Source organism: Flavobacterium sp. LAR06 (assembly GCF_041946075.1).
GTDB lineage: Bacteria > Bacteroidota > Bacteroidia > Flavobacteriales > Flavobacteriaceae > Flavobacterium.
On sequence record NZ_JAUTYT010000017.1, the window covers coordinates 1 to 20,017 of the forward strand.

Below are 20,017 nucleotides of genomic sequence, written 5' to 3' on the forward strand. Positions count from 1 at the left end.
TTAGTTAGTTAGTTAGTTAGTTAGTTAGTTAGTTAGTTAGTTAGTTAGTTAGTTAGTTAGTTAGTTAGTTAGTTAGTTAGTTAGTTAGTTTTTATTTCTTTTTTTTAAGACTTTTTATTTTTGTTTTGGCCGGGGAGGTAGATTTGAGTTATTAGTTGATTTGAAGAGTAAGAATGATTAGTTTTACAGTTAAATTCTCAGGCTATAAGAATAAGAATAATACAGTGGCTTAATGAAAATAAGCATTTATTGTCAGAAAAGGTTTGACGACCTGCAGACTATAAAAGAGAATGTGTAATGTTTTGATTGTTAATTTTGAAGTACGGATTTATATTATGAAGGTGCTTTTACAAAGTTATTTTTCACTATTTTTACATACTAAATAATTAACATATGAAAAAAATAGTACTATTACTCGTTTTTTTATTATCTATTCTTCAGGCAAGTGCACAGGCTAGAGTTTTAAAATCTGTAAATGTGGCAGGTGATCTCGTAACTTTTGAATTAGATTGTACAGAAGAATTTCAGACACTCGCTAAAGGATTACGTTATAATATTTATCGTCATGAATTTAAAGGTCAGGAAATGAAAAATTCTTATCGATTGCTATTTGTTATGGATGGGTTTTATTCTAAAACACTAAATAGGGAAATGACTTTTTCAGCAGTATTAAGTAATGGAACTATAATTAAAGATAAAGAGATAATTGAAGATGATGGTTTTTTTGATGGAGCTTGTACTTTAAAAATTAAACAACCAAAGGCACTTTTGGAAGTTAATATTGATAAAATTATTATTCATGCCGATAATGATGTTATTTATACCTTAACTAAAGAAAATAAAGCTATTTTTAATAAAAATTTAAATGCAATTTTGACCGCCAAATAAATGCATAAAATATTGACATTGTTAAGATTTTTATTATCTCATATCAGTTATATATTTCATTAAAAATAATAGCAAAGATAGCGGGAGCATTCAATTATCTAACCACTTTATTGAAGATTATTATATGATTGTTGCGCTTGCATCTTGAGAATATATTAAAAATTATTTGACGTTTTGAAAACCTTTAGAGGTAATCATAAATTTTAAAGGCGCTTATAAAGTGCCTTCATCAGCAAACGAGTATTGGATTCGGAAGTTATAATTAATGAATCCGGTAATATGATATCAAGAAGTCTTTCGGCTTCTTTTACTTTTAGAGTAATCCGTTTATTGGATTCAGAAGCTGTAAGGTCTCTTGAAGGGATTGTGAATCATCATCAAAGATGTAGCATTTGTCTTAAGAGCTGAGGAGAATATTGGTCTAATGTCTACAACAGTTCCTGCAATTCCTCTAGAAGAGATTTCGTAAATTCCAAGTGCCTTGTGAGCTTGATTCATAAATAATACTTTGAACTTCCTTAAGAGTTCTACCTTATTATAATCCCAAGCTGTAAGGCGAGTTTGTATGCGTCTTTGGAGGATTTTATTTGTGGTCTTTCAGAGTTTTTTACTTTTCTTTGTAGATCAGTTCAATTTTCGATACAGTCTGTCAATTTTGATTTAAATTTCCATAATGTGTTATTTTAAATTAATTATGGAAGATCTGCCGTGAATTGCTTAGCAAGCGGCTTCATAGCTTCTAAGAAGAACTATTAAACGAGTGGCAAAAACATATTATATTTTGACAATACTACCCGAATTGACCCTTTAAGGGAATGATTTAATTCTTATCATCTTATATTATTGCCTTTTTCATAAGACTTAACGAGCATCAATATCTTAGTCTTGTGACAAAAAAGCAGGAGAGATTTTCATAACTAACATCAATATTAAAAATTGAATAGACAAAAAAAACAAACCTTTTACAGGCAACTGCAAGAATTTATCTACCCAATGCTTTAATTATTACTGGTTTGTTAAAATAGAGAAGGCATGGGGGGGGTACAGAAGTTCCTATCATTCGGAGTTGAATAGGGGAAGTGGTAGCAATTAGTAATGACAAATTCAAAAGACAATGTAAGTATTGGTACATCTTCTCCATCCAATACTCAGGGATAGCAAAGGGTTTTAGATGTTGCCGGCACCACCAATTCAAAAATAATAACCACATCAGATAATGCAAACTATTGAGTTGGGATGTTTTCTCATAGTACTTGGGACGGTGGTGGAGGCTTTATGGGTATAATAATCCGGGCTGTTTTGAGCCGATTCCGAATGTATTTGGAATACTGTAGCTTTCATTACCGCTGGCATCAATATATTGCTTTATGTGTTTGAGGTCTAAGCTAAACTCTGGATCTTGGGTATATTTTTTATTGGATTCCAACTCCTTTTAAAGAAGGCAGGTAATCTGATAATGACATCGTTTAATTTTCCGTTTAACCCACTTTTCGCAGCGGATGTTGCTTCTACTTCTTTTTCGTCGCAAGCTGATAGTGCGATTAAAAAACTGAATAGGATTAATTTTTCGGATTTGAGGATTTTTGTTTCATAAATAGTTTGGTTTGGTTTTCATTTATTTTAAAAGTTAATTATACGATTGGAAAGCACCCATGTTATCATGTATTTTGAGTTTAAATAACTGGTAATCAATTAAATACAGATTTCCTTCATAAAAAAATAGCAATGAGTTTAATTTTATTTCGATACCGTAATTGATATATGCAAATTTTTCAAAATACTCCTTTGCCCGTGCAACCACAAAATTGGCAGGAACAAAAGTGCATTGAACTCCCCCGTCTAAAATATATTGAATACCCTCAACAGGAAAACAACGTACCCCATTAACAGTCACTGTTTCAGGAATGGTTGACCAGATATTTCCGTCTTCATCCCTGAAAGTACATATCGATCCCGATGCTGCAAAAAAAGAACCATTGTCGGTGTTCAACAGATAATTTGGCTTGCCCGTTTTACTGATACTCAAAAGAGATATGGGGTATTGGTATTTTTGTTTAAATAGTTCTCTAATAGTTCTTCTTTGCTGCATAACAATAATCTATATTGGTATTTTTCTATATTGGCGTGTCAGTTAGTCTTGCCACTGGTTACCAAAGTAAGGTGTCAATTACTTGGTAACGTTTGTAGATAAGACATATAATTATCGTATTAAGACAATTTTTCAGTAGTTGATTGGATTTCTTACAATAGTAAAATACCTAAAGTAAAATACTGGGTATTTTCAAAAGCATATTTTTTTTAGAAAGATAGCCATGACCAAACATTAGAAAAACATGTTGTACGTTACGTTAAAGAAGGAAAAATTAAGGTAATGCCTAAAAAAATATGGAGTCTGATAATTCGGTAATATCATAATTTAAAAACAGATCAATTCGGTAAGATTAGGTATCATCAATATATCAGGCATCAATAGCTTTAAATCCTTCGAACTCATGTTTGAGTTAGACAGATCTAATTTTGTTAGCCCCATTAACTGGGTCTTTAATATTTGTTCAGTAACTTTTCTAAATTCTTCAAAACTACTCATATATTTTAATTTTTGTCTAATTGCTTTTTGTAATCTATGCTTTTTTTAAGTCCTATGACTCTAATGTAAGCTGAAACAGAATCCTGAAATCAAAAAAAAACATCTTTCTGGCAAGCGCATATTTCTTTAACAGACATGCAGCCAATATAATAGCTTGTTTTTTCTCTATAATTCTATTGGCAATCTTCGTCTGAGAGCTATCAATTGTTACTATACAACATTCTAAATTTAAAAATTCAGCAATTTTAGTATTACTGTTATTTCATTTGACTTTTCATTCATATGTTTGCCAAAAAACATATTGCTTTGATAGATTAAGCGCCTTACCATGATCAAGCGTGAAACAACAAAAAAAAAACTTTTTTTTAAGGCTCAGCTTTACAATTTATTAGGTTGAGGGGTAATTCTCAAATACGGTTTGATTTGTAGATGCCCTTTAGGAAATTTGGCAGCAATATCACAATTAGGAATTGATGGCGCAATCACTACATCTTGTCCGTCTTTCCAGTTTGCCGGAGTTGCTACATTGTACGCAGCGGTCAGCTGCAGGCTGTCAACAACACGTAATATTTCATCGAAATTTCTTCCTGTTGACGCGGGATAAGTCAATATAAGTTTTATGCTCTTGTCCGAACCAATAACAAAAACAGAACGCACGGTGAATTTATCATTAGCATTTGGATGAATCATATCATAAAGAACTGCAATTTCTCTGCTTTGGTCAGCTATTATAGGGAAATTAACAATTGTATTTTGAGTCTCATTGATATCTTTTATCCATTCGAGGTGAGACGCCAATCCATCAACACTCAATGCTATAACTTTTGTACCTCTTTTAGCAAACTCAGGATGATATTTTGCTACTGTTCCCAGTTCTGTAGTGCAAACTGGTGTAAAATCTGCGGGGTGGGAAAACAAAATACCCCAGGAGTCTCCCAGCCACTGATGAAATTGAATCGGTCCGTTAGTTGTTTCTGCTTTAAAGTCCGGAGCTAAATCCCCTAATCGTAATGTAGACATAATTTTATTTTTTAAAGTTAATAAGTTACGTTTTATTAATGCAATTATCCTTCTCGGAATTTGGAACCAATACTTCCTTAAATTACTGGTCGGTTTTAGTGTAAAATATAAAACATTCAGAACAACAGGTGATGTATTTGCGTCTGCACTTCCGGAACTGAATTTTTAAAATCACACAAAATATTTTTAAAAATTGCTTTCATTAGGTTTGAATAATACTCAAAAAAAGACTGCTTTTTTTTATTTTTTGACTATTGTAGGGTAGTTAAAATTTAAAATAAACCAACATGCCCGTTAGATAAGAAAACATAAATTAGTTTTACAAAGTTGAATACCTGCAGCTAAAAGCCGATTGCTCAACTAACTGGGAATGTGGAGTAAAATAAATGCAATAAAAATAAAAGATACAGCTTTAAACGCCATTAAAATAACACAAAAAGGCTTATTTGTATTATTCCGTTGGTCTGATGACTTTGAATTCCAAAGTGGTTACCAACCGCATTCATTACCATGTGCTTCAATAGCTTAAGACCGTGATTACTGAAGTAAAACAGAAAAAAGAAACTTGTGAGCACTAGAAATATAATTAGTTTTCATATTAACTTAAAATTTAACCAGCAGAATAAGTGATGGCTTAATTTTTCAATGATTACAATAAGGTAGTTGCAAGTAAAAGGAGGCCAGGGTGAAAGGTTGTTATCACAGGGTATATCTTCTTCTTTGTGTAATTTTGATGTAAGGGTGCTTATGTCTAAAAACATCCCCTGATTGTCTTGACAATCAGGGGATGTTTTATAAGTCAGGGAAATTGCTGTTTTTTATTCCCGATCAGGGGGGAGCTAGGGCTTACTTGTAAAAAAAAGACCAATCTGCATGAAAGTCACCTTGTATTCATTGAATGATCTGCAAGTGTATGGTATCTTTTACAACCATGTCCCCGGACCGGGATGGAATTTATCAGTAGTTGGGTGGGTATTCAAAGCGGTAGTTGTTGTAGTTTGCAAATCAATTGTCCGGAACCTGTGGAAAACTTGATGCCATAAGTGTGGTTATTTGTTGTCTTATGTATTTAATAATAATAATAATAATAATAATAAAATAAGTTTTATTTCGCAAAGAAACCATTTGAAGGAATTACATTTCTAAAAGGTTAAGATTGAATTGCATGAAGATGAGTGTATTGTTCTAAGCTGTAAAGTAAAAATACTTTTGACTTATTGTATTTTTTTTATGTCTTACAGGATTTGATTTTAAGATATAGTGAATTTATATTTGGTAATAGCTTATTTTTCTTACGACAGGATAGACTGCTTTTGTTTGGATGAGTATATATTTATCAAGGATTATAGTGTTAATGTACTTTGTAATTATATCGTCAAGCATAAAAACGCTTTTCAAGATCAATTAAAGTTTTAAGTAAGAAATATTTTTTAACCATTAAATTTATTTATTATGAAAATCAAATTAAACAATCTGTTTTTTTTATCTTTTATGCTCTCACAGTTAAATGTACAGGCGCAAACTCAGATAACACCGGCTGAGGTAATTGCTATGTTTAAAAATTTTAGAAGCTACCCCAATTATGTAATGGTAGCTGCACATAGAGGCTATTGGAAAGACTCGCCTGAAAATACTAAACCTGCTTATGATGCGGCAATAGCTATAGGGGCTGATATGGTAGAACTTGATATAAGGGCGACTTTGGATGATAGCACTATGGTATTTCATGACGCATGCTTAAACAGGATGACAAGCAGTAGTGGTCCATTAAACACAAAAAAATATGTTGATATAAAAGATTTGACGCTAAAAAATCAATTGGGAGAACAAACTACTTATAAGATGCTTAGAATGAGGGAAGTGTTTACTTATTTAAAAGGGAAAACTGCCATTAATCTTGATATAAAAGATAGTGGAGATGCTTATTTAAGGGCGTTAAAAAAATGTCTCGTTGCTGCAAAACAGATTGGTGTCTTGAATCAATTGGTCGTTAATGTTTCAAATACAGTAACTCAACAACAACTGATGACTGCATTGACAGCAGTAGGAGTTACCCTGGATGATTGCATTTTTGTACCAATTATTTTTAGAAATATGGATTATGCAACTATAATTCAAAGTTATTTAAGCACAAAAAAAATATACGCTTTTGAGCTTATCTGCAAGCAGGACTCGGATCCCTTGGTACCTTACATTAAAATAATTAATGACGCAAATGCATGGGAAGGCACCTATTCATTTTGGCCGGAAGCCCCAGGAGGAGTAGTAGCTGAAGACCCAAAAACCTGTGCAGAAGTGATCAGGCCATATTATTTTACCAATGATGGCAGTACCAGTCCTATGAATGATGGTAGAGGGGACTGGGACTGGCTCATGGCAAAAGCCACACCAAATTTTGTAGTATCAGACAGGCCTGACTTGTGGATTGATTATCTTACGGGCTTAGGCAAAAGGAAAAAATGATTTCTTTAGTTATCGCAACAGCTTAGTCAAATAGTAATCATTAATAAATTAATAAAATGAAAAATTTATATAAATTAAATCCTGTTCTTATTGTAACACTTTTACTTTACTGCAGTTTTTTAAAAGCACAGAATTTACCTTCACCGATTCGCTATTACCCGTTGGACCACTTTAATGGTGAGGAAATTATTAATGGGAAAAATGGAGAGGTTAGAGGCAATTATGGCCTGGCTACAGACAGATGGGGGAATGATGGAGGGGCAATAAGTTTTTCTTATGTAGCGTCCTATATTAATACGCCGGCTTTTTTTACTCCCGCTGAAATTCCAAATAAACGTTTTTCAATTTCTTTTTGGACAAGATTGGATAAATCTTCACTTAGAAAGACTGATGAAGTGGCTTTTTCTGCAGAAGACAACAATCATAATTTTTCCCTATTTGGACTCACTGCGGATAAACTAAACAGGATGGTAATTAATCGCTATGTCCCAAATAATTCACAGCAAAGCATAGATTATGGTTTGCCTGTTGCCGGATTTAATGTCTGGCTTTGGGATCCGGTTACTTTTGGGGCTAAAAGCCCTCTTATAGATGGCTGGTGTTTTGTCACTCTTTCCTGTAATAAAAATTCCACAAGGGTTTATATAACAGATCTGAAAGGAACTACAGTTTGGGCAACCAATTATTTCCCTCCGCAAGATCTCACTACAGCCACTAATTGGTCGATAGGTACCCGATCAAATCATCAAGAAAGTTTTGGAGTTATGGATGATTTTAAAGTTTATGCAGACAGTCTTAGTATTGATCAGGTAAAAGCACTTTTTAAAAAAGAAACCACTCCTGCCGATCCTATAGATAAATATGCTGTCTATCGTCTCAAAAATATAAAGTCAGGAAAGTATTTGGCAATTGATTATGATAATGGTTATACTAAAGCTATCATAAGAGAGGAAAATAATGCTGGAGCAAACTGTCTTTGGTCGATAGATTTTAATTCTCCAGATAAAAATTTTTATATTACCAATGTTATTTATAATCAACCTTTAGATCTATATCAATCAAGCACAAGTGAAAATGCAGCAATAGGATCCTATTATTTTAACTATCATACCAATCAAACCTGGACATTTAGGCAAATGGCTCTTGGTACTAATATCTATAGAATAAGAAATAATGCAGCTATTAGTAAATGTATGGCCATAAGCAGTATTTCAGAAAATGCGACTATTACCAGCCAGAGTGATAAAACAGACGGAGTTGATAAATGGATATTAGAAAAAGTAGATCTTACACCGATAACCAAAGGTACATACAGACTAAAAAACAGAGGAGTCACTACGGAAAACCAATATTTAGGGCTTGCTACATACAATAAAGGTAATGATATCATTACACAAATGAAAGATGAAAATAGCGCCGGTCATACTGTTTTGTGGAAAATAGAGCCCACGGGAGACAGCTTTTATAAATTATCAAACAATTATGATAAGGTGTTAGATCTTCAACATAGTGATTGGTGGGACGGAAAGCCAATTCAGCAACATGACAATAATAATTCAAATGCACAACGGTGGTTTTTCTGGAAAGATACCGAAGGATATTACAGGATAGCAAGTAAACTAACAGGAAAGTTTGCTGTGGTAGCAGATCCAAATGTAGCCAATTCACAAGTGTATCAACATGGGATAGCGGCGAATAATGCACAATGGCAATTTGAAAGAGTAGATCTTCAAGCTTATTTTTCACCTGATTATAAATACCAAATAAAAAGTTGGGATCTTAATGCATATGACTCGCCTCCTAGCAATGAAGTTCAAGGTACTCCCTCACCTATTCTAGATTATGAACATTGGAAAATGCGTGCGGTCGATGATGGAGGATTTGGAGGAGGACTTTATACGGTGAAACTTGATTATTTTCCTGATAGTAATACATGGAATGTAAGAGGGGCTAGTTTTTACGATAATACTAATATTATATTGTATCCTTCTTCTGGCTCTGGTCATACCAATGAACAATTTCTTATTTTTAAAAATTCAAAAGGGGCTGTTAGAATAGTAAATAAAAATTCTGGAAAGTTCATAGCATTCGGTAATGCCGAAGGTACGGGCGGTAGGTATTATTTAAGACAATATTCGTCAGTAACAGACGATAACTATCGATACAGTTGGAATATTAATCCAGTATGGTCAACAGCAAAGACAGCAAGTTCAAAAGATATTAAAAACACATCTGATGGTTTTAAAGTTTATCCAAATCCATCTCACGGAGAGTTCACTGTTGAATTTTCTTTAGAGCAGGATTCTAAATTAAGCTTAATGCTTTTTGATGAACTGGGCAAGACTATTTTTACAGAAAACAGAAAACTAAGTAAAGGAGGGCAAAATATCACAATGCGAATTCCTTCTACCGTTAGTAAAGGAATCTATTTTTTAAGGACAGTTAACGATATTACAGGTGAAATAGTAAGTACAAAGAAAATTGTTTTAGTAAAATAGTAAATATAAAGGCAGATTACTCAAATCGAGTTTATCTGCCTTTACCTTATAGCATGAAAAAAAAATGACCCAATTTTAATACTGGCTATAAATAAACAAAAACAGCACGAAGTTTTTAGTAAATTACTGGCTGAAATTTTTTATGTTCAAGCATTAAATTTAACGAGGCAAGAAACTATATTTTTTGAAAAATAGAAAATAGCATATAATATCTTTAAATCTAGCTCTTAGAATAGTATATGATTGAGATTTTAAAGTTTTTACAGTTTGAAGTTTTATATCGAGTATTTCGGCTATTTCATTGTTTTTTAATCCTTTAAGGCTTAATGTTATGATTTCCTTTTTTCTCTTAGGTAGTATTTCTATTATTTGATATAATTGTATTGCGGTTTCTTCTTCCAGGACTTGTTTCAAAAATAAATTATCATCCTCGAGTATTTCTAAAGCATTAGAGGCATATTTTTGCTTTATTTTTTCATGCTTAATAATATTATAGCACTTATTTCGGGTAGTTTTATACAAATATGTTTTTAAAGAAATTTCATCTTGGAAAATACGTTTTTTTTCCCAAATGTTAATAAATATATCCTGAATTAAATCTTCACATTCCGTTCTTGAAGATAAAAATCGATTTGCATACATTAATATAGACTTATAATATAAATCAAATATTTTTTTTAAATCATTTTCTGTAAGAATCGTATTCAATTTAATTTATTTTAATTAGAAAAAGTCTAAACAATAATAAAGTAGTGATGTAAATATATAAAATCTAATGAATTATAAGTGCTTTTTAATATAGAATATTTATCAAATATTTGTCAATTGGCTAAATTTTTATTGTAAATATAAATATATTAGGATTTTTAATATATTTCATAAATCCGCGACTAAATCTTACAAAAGTAAATAGAACCTAAAAAAGATATTCTGGATTAGCTTCAAAGCTTTTTTAATCTAGTATCAGGACTATTAATTATAAGGGAATTGACTACTTCGAATATTTTGAACTGTTTAATCATTAAATCATCTTTACAGTAAAAAAAGATTTTAGATATCATTTTTGAAAAAAAAACGAAAAAATCTTAATTTAAAATAGTACCAATTTGTTTTTCAGTTGTTCTTTAATAAAAACACAACGTGATATGAAAACATTTTTTGACATCTCAAAACTTATTATAAAAAAGAAATTAAAATTTTTATCGCAATCAGAAAAATTACAATTAAAGCAATTTAAGAATAAATATCCTTTTGTTGACAATATAGATTTTAACTATATTGTTAAAAACATACATCAATATAAAGAGATCAATAGCAATAAATCCTGGCAGGCAATATCCAAAAGAATAGAAAATAATTCCAAGAAATCATTATATCAAAAAATACAGCCTGTCTTTAAATATGCTGCCATATTGATTTTTGCTATGGGTTTATTTTATTTGGTTCTCACTCGTTTAGATATATTTACTTTTTCAAAACAAAATATACCGGATAATCTAATTACGCTTAAATCTGAAAACGGTAGAATTCAAACAATTCTTTTAGATCAAGAGCAAAAAATTAAAACATCAGGTGAGGGTTCGATTAATGTCAAAAAAAACAATACCTTAATTTGCGAGAAAAATTTAAAATCCGATAAGCTTGTTTATGATGAATTAAATATTCCTCACGGTCAAAAAATTAAAATTGTATTGTCTGATGGAACCAAAATTCATCTTAATTCTGGTACAACGTTAAGATTTCCAGCAACATTTATAAAAGGGCATTATAGAAAAGTCTATTTAACCGGAGAAGCTTATTTTGAGGTTTCAAAAGACAGACTACATCCATTTATAGTTCAATCTAATAATTTAGAGGTTAAAGTTTTAGGTACCAAATTTAATGTTTCGGCATATAAAGAATCCCCAATTGTAAATACGGTTTTGGTTGAAGGTTCCGTTGAGCTTTTTAAATCAAATAATTCCCAACAAAAAGCACTTCTTTTTCCTGGAGAGAACGCTTCCTGGAAGAAATCAGATAGCCACATTGTAATTAATAAAGTTGATGTCAATGATTATATTGGTTGGATAAATGGACAATTGATTTTTAAAAGATTATCATTTAAAGATATTTCACAGAAGCTGGAACGAGCATATAATGTTTCAATTACTAACAATAATGCAGAATTGAGCACTGAAATCTTTAGTGCATCATTTAATCAAAATACTGATAAAATTGAAAATATACTTTTCTATCTAAGTAAAACCTATCATTTTACCTATATAATAAAAAACAATCAAGTCATTATTAATTAACTAAAACGAAAAAATATGAAATAAAAGAACAATTAAAAAAATCAAAATTCAGGGAATCTGGAACATCCCCTGAATAAAATTGATACTAACCTAACCTAAGAGCTAAATTAAATAACTAAACAAAAGTATGAAAAAAAAAATCACAAAGGGATTGGTGCGTCCGAACCTTTTTAAAATCAGCTTAAGAATGAAATTTACAACATTTTTGTTGGTAGTTTCTCTTTTTGAAATGCATGCAAACATCTATTCTCAGAATACTAAAATTTCTATGACTTTAAAGAATGTCAGTGTAGAAACTGTTTTAAAGGAAGTCGAGTCTAAAACCGAGTACAGGTTTATATATAACAACAAAGGAATTGATCTTGAGAGGAAAATTTCATTTAATGTAAAAAAAGTAAGTGTAAAGGAAATTCTGAAACAATTATTTAAAGATACTAAAATTGAATTTGTAGTGTATGAAAACAGGCATATTCTCTTATATTTAAGAAAAGATAAGAACGAAACTTTTTTTCCAATAGAACGACCTGAAATATTAAAAGAAACAGTGATAAAGGTTTCAGGAAAGGTCATAGATGAAAAGGGACAACCGTTATCAGGCGTAAATATAAAAGCTAAAGGAACCAGTATTTCTACTCAAACTGACGCTGAAGGGGGGTTCTCACTAAAATTACCGGATAATGTTACCACGCTAATTGTAAGCTACATAGGTATGGAATCCCAAGAAGTGAAAATAGTGGGTGATGACCTTGTTATTATTTTACGTGAAGAAGGTCAAAAAATGGATGAAGTTGTAATAATTGGTTATGGTAGTGCAAAAAAGAAAGATCTAACCACAGCAATAGGAAGTGTAACTGCCAAAGATTTAGAAAATCAGCCGGTGGGGAATATTTCTGAGGCCATCGTTGGCAAAATGGCTGGTGTAAATGCGGTACAAGGGTCCGGAAAACCAGGGGGATCGCTTGATATTAGAATAAGAGGTATTGGTACTATTACAGCTGGCAGTGAACCTTTGTATGTAGTTGATGGAATTCCATTGTCTTCAGGCTCTTTAAGCACCATTAATACTAACGATATAGAGTCAATTGAAATTTTAAAAGATGCTTCTTCTGCTGCTATTTATGGATCCAGAGGTTCTAATGGTGTTGTAATTATCACCAGTAAAAAAGGAAAAAAAGGAAAAACTACTATAGGTTATAATGGTTTTACCGGTATTCAAAGCTTAAGTAAAAAAATAAAAATGCTGGATGCCTACCAATACGCCGAATTAACTTTAGAAGCTAGAAATAACAGTTATTCAGATGCCTTGAATGCTATCAACAAAGGAAGATTAGGTTCTGGTCTAAGTCCAATATCGTATAATTTTCAGGATGATAATGCAACCAGATTAATAAAAAGCAACAACAATCTTAACACTATAGTGCCTACAGAACTTATTCCTTATTTGAATGGCGTAAAAGGTTTGACAAATACTGATTGGCAAGACGAAATTTATAGAGATGCCTTAATTCAGAACCATACCATTTCGGCTTCCGGAGGTAGCGAAAACATGAAATATTACACCTCATTAGAGTACTTTGGACAAGAAGGAATTGTAATTAATAGTGATTTTGAGCGTTATGGGCTAAAACTAAATTTAGATGGATATAAAGGAAGTTTTAAGTATGGAGTCTTAGTTAATCCCACCTATACAACCGAAAATATTGTAAATACCGACGGAGCCTTTAATTCTGAAGGTGTAGTAGCATCTGCTCTTCATTATTCTCCTATATTTACAGTCTATAATCCAGATGGTTCTTTCAACTTTGCTCAAAATAATTGGAGTGCTGATACACAAACCGTATTGCCTGATGGCAAGGTAGTTGTTGGTAATGCCCAGACTCAGGCGTGGAACCCTGTAGCATTGGCTACTTTGACAGAAAATAAAGCCAGGAGATTACGAGTTTTATCTAATTTTTACCTGGAGGCTGAATTTGCAAAGGATCTTAAATATAAAATTTCAGTTGGCTTGGATGCTTCAAATAGAACTCAGGACTATTTTCATCCTTCAACAATTCCTTTAGCCAATACATCTGGAAATCCTGAATCGATTGCTTATGCCTGGTCTAAATCTGATAATGAATTGAATTGGGTATTGGAGCAGACCTTAAATTATACTAAAAAATGGGAGAATCATTCTTTAAGCGGTTTGGCTGGGTGGACATTACAGAAGAATGTTTTTGATAATAATTATGTATATGCCGGAAGAGGTTTTATCTCTAATGATATTCATACTGTAAATGCGGGTATTGTAACAGATGGGAGCTCCATAAAATCAGAATTTTCGTTAGCATCGGGGCTTGCCAGGCTTCAATATAATTATAAAGGAAGATATCTTGCATCAGCAGCTTTTAGAGCTGATGGAGCTTCAAGATTTGGAGAGGACCACAGGTGGGGGTACTTCCCTTCGGCTTCCGTGGGATGGAAAATTTCTGAGGAAAATTTTTTGAAAAATGTAAACTGGATCAATGATTTAAAATTACGATCCAGTTATGGAGTAACCGGCAATTTTAATATCCCCAATTATGGATCACAAGGCGCAATATCAAATTATGGTTACATTTTGGGTGGTGCAAATGCAGGAGCTGTAAATGGCGCTGCGCCAAGCAGCAAACCGAATCCTGATCTACGTTGGGAAAAAACAAATCAAGTCAATTTTGGTTTAGATTTTGCCGTCCTCAAAAATGCATTAACACTAAATGTTGATATTTATAACAGTAATACTTCGGATTTATTATTAAATGTACCTATACCTATTTCTACAGGATATTCGTCCGAACTGACAAATATCGGAAAAGTAAACAACAAAGGAATCGAAATTAATCTTGGCATCAATCCAAACTTAGGGAATTTGAAATGGTCAACAAACATAAATTTTTCTAAAAATATAAATGAAGTAAAAGAATTAGGGCCAGGCAATGCTGATATCATTAAAACAGGTAGTGTAAGCAATGCTTATTTTTTAACACGTGTTGGGCAGCCAATAGGTTCCTATTATCTTCCGGTTGTTTTAGGGGTTTTTAAAAACCAGGCCGAAATAGATTCTTACCCTCATTACATCGATACACCATCAAATAATGATTTGGCAACAACAAAACCTGGTGATTTTAAATTTAAAGATGTTGATGGCGACGGAGTTATAGATTTGACAAAAGACAGAGAAATAGTGGGGAATTATTCACCCAAATTTACTTACGGATTTTCAACTTCATTGGCTTACAAAAATTTTGATTTCGCGGTAGCCATACAAGGGGCTTATGGAAATGAGATTTTAAATCTTTCCAGAAGATATTTCTACAATCATGAAGGAAACATGAATAATTATGTTGGGGCACTTGATAGATGGAAAAGCGAATCTGAGCCAGGCAGTGGCTGGAATGTTCGTCCAAACAGGGTGGCAAAAGGTTTAAATGGAACCACATCGACATGGCATGTTGAGGATGGTTCTTATTTGCGAATTCGTAATGTTACAATTGGTTATAATATTCCTTTGAATAATACTTCGTTTATAACAAAGACTCGTATTTATATTTCTGTTCAAAACCTGCACACCTTTACAAAATATCAAGGATATAATCCAGAAGTAAGCAACAATTCGAATGCTACACAGAGCGGAGAAGATTATGGAGTATATCCATTGGCTCGTACTGTTAGTATGGGATTAAATTTAACTTTCTAAACTATCAACCATGAATACAATCTATAAAAACACGAATTATATATTCTCGACCAGCAAAAAAATAATTTTCTCGCTATCATTAAGTGGTTTATTTTTATTTCAGACTTCTTGCACTGATTTTTTGGACTTAAAACCAATCGATACTCCTACAGAAGATACTTTTTATAATAATGAAAATGCTTTACAAGCTGGAGTAATTTCATTATATGATGGCCTTCAATCCGGCTTAATATATGGAAGTACATATTTAACTGTAGCAGAAGTAAGGGGTGATAATTTAACTGATAATAATCCTGGTGCCGCTGGTGGTGTTCGTTACCAGATTGAGTCGTTTTCTGAAACTTCGGAAAACAAAAATCTCTCTGATACCTGGCAAGGCTTTTATACCGTAATATATCGTGCGAACATTCTCCTTGACAAAGCGCCAAATGTAGCTATGGATGAAACTAGAAAAAGAGAAATTCTGGCACAGGCCAAATTTGTCAGGGCACTTTCTTATTTCAATCTAATTCAGTTATTTGGGAAAGTACCTTTGATAATTACTGTACAGACCACTGCTCAAGCCAGGGATAATCATCGAGCAAACATAACCGAAATCTATACTCAAATTGAATCAGACCTTAAATCAGCGACAACCGATTTACCCCAAGTGTGGACTAAAAATGCAGATATAGGAAAAGCAACAAATCTGGCAGCTTTAGCATTGCTGGGCAAAGTGTATTTGTATCAAAAAAAATATAGTGAGGTTAATGCAACTCTTGAACCATTAGTAGCTTTAATAAATGCTAAAACTCAACTTTCTTTGGTTCCACAAACAAGTACTTTCCCCAACGGGATAAAAACTAGTAAAGACATTATTTTTGGTATCTATTATCTTGCCGGAGGAATTGGAGAAAGCGCCAATATCAACAATCGTTATAGAAATCAAGACAGTAATAATCTAATTGTGCTTCCTCAGTCTCTTTATAACAACAGTGATAACAGAAGAGCCTTGGTAGTGTCTCCTTCTTCAGGAAGCCGGCCTGGCAAATTTAATGCTACTACTATCGGTACAGAATCAAATGGAGATTTTCCTGTTTTAAGATGTGCTGATGTTATGCTGATGTATGCAGAAGCTCAAAATGAAATTTCATTTCCTAATGCCAAAGCATTAACGGCTTTAAATGCAGTTAGAACCAACAGTCAAACTACTACTTATACCAACACAACTCTGGTTTCCCAAGATACTTTTAGAAAAGCTGTCTACTTGGAAAGACGTTTGGAACTGGCGCTGGAATGTGATCGTTGGTTTGATATTATCAGGACTGGACAAATGAAAACAGTTATGCCGGAAATCCCGTCATTTAGAGCAATTTATCCAATTCCTCAAGTAGAAATTGACAATGTGAATGATAAAACGGGTTGGCAAAATGAAGGTTATTAATTTATTTTTCATATTAATATCACCTCTATAAAGATTCTTCCTTACTGCAAAAAAGTAATGCAGTAAGGAACATCCAAATGAAAGTACAGTCCTAGGCTTTAAGTCTTTCAAATTACTTCTATTTCATTAATAAAAATTCAAATTAAACTTTATACTTAATTTGAATAACTGCGCTTATGTTATCATAAAAGTAACAACAATCTTGTATTATAAATATAAATTAAAATAATAATGACTTTAAAAAGAAACTATTTTTGTGTGTTTTTAATAATTGTTTTGTCATCTTGTTCTTCTATTGAAAAAAAGGTTACAACTATACCTGAGGAAAATTTAAAAAAAAATATTGTACTGTTGCAAAATCCTGCATCCAAAAATATTATGGTTGCTGCACATCGCGGTGATTGGAGAAATTTTCCAGAAAACTCCATTCCAGCTTTACTGAGTTCCATTAAAATGGGAGTTGATATAATGGAATTGGATCTTAACAGAACAAAAGATGGTCATCTTATTGTTCTGCATGATAAAACCCTTGATCGCTCTACTACTGGAAAAGGCAAGCCTCAGGATTACACGTTGGAAGAAGTAAAAAAATTCCGATTAAGAAACGGAATGGGAAGAGCAACAAAACATCTGATTCCAACTTTTAAAGAAATGCTTCTGATTGCTAAAGGGAAAATACTAGTTGATGTTGATAAAGGATATGAATATTTTCCGCAAGTGATTAAGGAACTTAAAGAAACAGGAACATTAGACCAGGCAATCATAAATATTATAACTGAAAACCCTTATTATTCTGATGTTATAAAAAAACATGGTCACTTTGATGAGGATGTTTTTATAATGCCTATTCTTGATTTAGAAAAACAAAACATTCAAGAAATTATTGAATCTTATAGCGTACATAAAAATACTATTCTTCAACCTGTATTTGAAGTCGATTCTTACCCACTTATCTCTACTTTTCCAGTCTTAAAAAATAATAATGGAATTTGGATAAATAGCTTATGGGCATCCTTAAATGGTGGGCATGATGATGAAATTGCAGTAGAAGATAATAAAAAAGAAGAATCTTGGGGGTGGATAACAAAACAAGGGGCAACTATTATCCAAACTGATAATCCTAAAGAACTATTAGAATATTTGCGTGAGAAAAAACTTCATAATTAAAAGAACATGAGACAAGTTATAACCACTTATTTGAAATCAAAAAAAACGAATAAGGAATTCATTTTTAAAAGATGGCAGGTCTTTTTTACTGCAATTATGGGATATAGTTCTTATTATGTTTGCCGATTGTCATTTAGTATAGTTAAAAAGCCATTAATTGATACAGGCATTTTTACAGAAACTCAAATGGGAATAATTGGTTCTGCATTATTTTTTAGTTATGCAATTGGAAAATTTATAAATGGATGTATTACAGACCGAGTAAATTTAAGAAAGTTCTTTGCCCTTGGACTATTTCTTTCTTCATTGATTTGTTTAGCTATTGGATTTACTGAAAATTTTGTGGCTTTTGCTGTTTTGTGGGGGCTATTAGGTTGGTTTCAGAGTATGGGAGCAGCTCCTTGTGCTGTTATTATTACGCGGTGGTATCATGACAAAGAAAGAGGCACGTATTATGCTTTTTGGAGTGCAAGTCATAGTTTAGGTAAGGCTATTACTTATATAATTGTTCCAGTTGCAATTGCCACATTAGGTTGGCAGTGGGGATTTTGGTCTGCCGGTTTTTTAGGTCTTTTTTGCACAATTTATATTTTATATTTTTTGTATGAAAGTCCACAGAGTATAGGATTTGAAGCAATAAGAACTCAATCAAAAAACATTTCAATTGCAGATCAACAAAAAAATGTTTTCAAAAATCCTGCCGTTTGGATTTTAGCAATAGCAAGTGGACTCATGTATGTTTGTCGGTATGCTATCGAAAGCTGGGGAGTTTTTTTTTTAGAAAATGAAAAAAACTATTCAAACAAAGAAGCCGGTTTTATTTTTTTACTTGGTTCTATAGCGGGTATAATAGGCACGATAATTTCGGGTTTTATCTCAGACCGATTTTTCAAAGGCAGTCGAAATGTCCCAACTTTAATCTCAGGCATTTTAAACATAATCTCACTCTGTATGTTTTTACTACTGCCAAAAAATATTTTTCTAGATTCTTTAAGTATGATTATTTCAGGCTTTGCTATGGGAATTTTGATTACTTTTTTAGGAGGACTTATGGCGGTTGATATCGTATCTAAACAAGCCACTGGTGCAGTTATGGGATTAATCGGAATTTCCAGTTATATAGGTGCGGGATTACAAGATGTCATAAGTGGATTCATTATTGAAAGCGACAAAATGACAAATAAGCTAAATAACGAAATACATTATGATTTCTCAGGGGTAAGCTATCTCTGGATAGGTTCTGCAATTTTATCAACTTTACTTGCCTTATTAGTATGGAATGCTAAATCTGAGGAATAATTTATGGCAACCTAAAGCTCATCGATTGCTTAAATTATTGATTATTTGGGCAGTGTTTCAGATTTAGCGATGTGAGATTTTAGCTTTTCTAATATGTTGAAATAGAATAAATATTAGCAAAAAATAAATTAAAGGTGAGCAGTAATGCCCATCTTTTTGTTTTATTATTGTTTTAAAAGAACTAAAATGAATAAAAATGCTACCTTGGGTTCCAGAGTTAGTGAATGATATAAATTGTCCAAGATGTAAAGAGAAAAAGGTTGTTAAAAATGGGAGAAGCTAAAAATAATAAACAACAGTACTATTGTAAAATTTGCTTTTATCATTTTATGGAAAATTATACGTATCAAGCCTATAAATCACATATCAGTCATAATATTATTTAATTAACAAAAGAAGGTCTAGGAATAAGAAGTAAAGCAAGAATATTAAAAATATCAGCCATAACATTACTGAAAAGGATTGTTTCAATTGCCAGGAATATTGTCAAACCAATTATCAGTAAAGGAAAAACTTATGAAGTTGATGAGCTGTGTGCTTATATCAGGCACTATAGGCCAGTATGTTGATTTCTATCATTACGATGCTCCTATAACTACAACTAGAGAATGGGGCAAAAACAAACAATAATAACTACTTACGAAAGGAGATATAAACTAAGGG

General features: G+C 32.3%; 11 protein-coding genes and 1 pseudogene. 8 read left to right on the plus strand and 4 right to left on the minus strand.

Translation table 11 applies throughout. From position 1 onward, the window contains the following. Window positions 1–393 precede the first annotated feature (393 nt). Window positions 394–888, plus strand: a complete 495-nt coding sequence (locus tag Q7C23_RS20295; protein WP_375034211.1) for a hypothetical protein — start codon at window positions 394–396, stop codon at window positions 886–888. Between the two features lie 213 nt (window positions 889–1,101). Here Q7C23_RS20295 and Q7C23_RS20300 read toward each other — a convergent pair. The 3 genes and pseudogenes from Q7C23_RS20300 to Q7C23_RS20310 all read right to left on the minus strand — a co-directional run bounded on the left by Q7C23_RS20300 (window position 1,102) and on the right by Q7C23_RS20310 (window position 4,495). After that, window positions 1,102–1,522 (minus strand): annotated as a pseudogene (locus Q7C23_RS20300) (JAB domain-containing protein). 993 nt (window positions 1,523–2,515) lie between these two features. After that, window positions 2,516–2,977, minus strand: coding sequence for a hypothetical protein (locus tag Q7C23_RS20305; protein WP_375034212.1), 462 nt, complete (start codon window positions 2,975–2,977; stop codon window positions 2,516–2,518). Window positions 2,978–3,853: 876 nt separating this feature from the next. Further along, window positions 3,854–4,495, minus strand: a complete 642-nt coding sequence (locus tag Q7C23_RS20310) for a peroxiredoxin (protein ID WP_375034213.1) — start codon at window positions 4,493–4,495, stop codon at window positions 3,854–3,856. A gap of 1,452 nt (window positions 4,496–5,947) precedes the next feature. Between Q7C23_RS20310 and Q7C23_RS20315 the strand changes: the two genes are divergently transcribed. Continuing rightward, complete coding sequence (locus Q7C23_RS20315; RefSeq protein ID WP_375034214.1) at window positions 5,948–6,958, plus strand: glycerophosphodiester phosphodiesterase family protein; 1,011 nt, start codon at window positions 5,948–5,950, stop codon at window positions 6,956–6,958. Between the two features lie 56 nt (window positions 6,959–7,014). Next, the gene (locus tag Q7C23_RS20320) at window positions 7,015–9,456 is read left to right on the plus strand and encodes an RICIN domain-containing protein (protein WP_375034215.1); all 2,442 of its coding nucleotides are present in this window, start codon (window positions 7,015–7,017) and stop codon (window positions 9,454–9,456) included. A gap of 159 nt (window positions 9,457–9,615) precedes the next feature. Here Q7C23_RS20320 and Q7C23_RS20325 read toward each other — a convergent pair whose 3' ends face one another. Further along, window positions 9,616–10,164 (minus strand): RNA polymerase sigma factor, encoded by a 549-nt coding sequence (locus Q7C23_RS20325; RefSeq protein ID WP_375034216.1) that lies wholly within the window; start codon window positions 10,162–10,164, stop codon window positions 9,616–9,618. A gap of 437 nt (window positions 10,165–10,601) precedes the next feature. Here Q7C23_RS20325 and Q7C23_RS20330 point away from each other — a divergent pair, with 437 nt between their 5' ends. From Q7C23_RS20330 to Q7C23_RS20350, 5 genes are all read left to right on the plus strand, one after another. Beyond that, a complete protein-coding gene (locus Q7C23_RS20330) occupies window positions 10,602–11,750 on the plus strand; it encodes a FecR family protein (protein WP_375034217.1) in 1,149 nt (382 codons plus the stop codon). A 127-nt stretch (window positions 11,751–11,877) separates the two neighbouring features. Next, window positions 11,878–15,465 (plus strand): TonB-dependent receptor, encoded by a 3,588-nt coding sequence (locus tag Q7C23_RS20335; RefSeq protein WP_375034218.1) that lies wholly within the window; start codon window positions 11,878–11,880, stop codon window positions 15,463–15,465. Window positions 15,466–15,475: 10 nt separating this feature from the next. Then, window positions 15,476–16,888: a RagB/SusD family nutrient uptake outer membrane protein gene (locus Q7C23_RS20340; RefSeq protein WP_375034219.1), complete on the plus strand. Its 1,413-nt coding sequence runs from the start codon at window positions 15,476–15,478 to the stop codon at window positions 16,886–16,888. A gap of 231 nt (window positions 16,889–17,119) precedes the next feature. Then, window positions 17,120–18,055: a glycerophosphodiester phosphodiesterase family protein gene (locus Q7C23_RS20345; RefSeq protein WP_375034220.1), complete on the plus strand. Its 936-nt coding sequence runs from the start codon at window positions 17,120–17,122 to the stop codon at window positions 18,053–18,055. A gap of 6 nt (window positions 18,056–18,061) precedes the next feature. Then, window positions 18,062–19,354 carry an MFS transporter gene (locus Q7C23_RS20350; protein WP_375034221.1) on the plus strand — a complete coding sequence of 431 codons (1,293 nt, stop codon included), beginning with the start codon at window positions 18,062–18,064 and terminating at the stop codon, window positions 19,352–19,354. Window positions 19,355–20,017 lie beyond the last annotated feature (663 nt).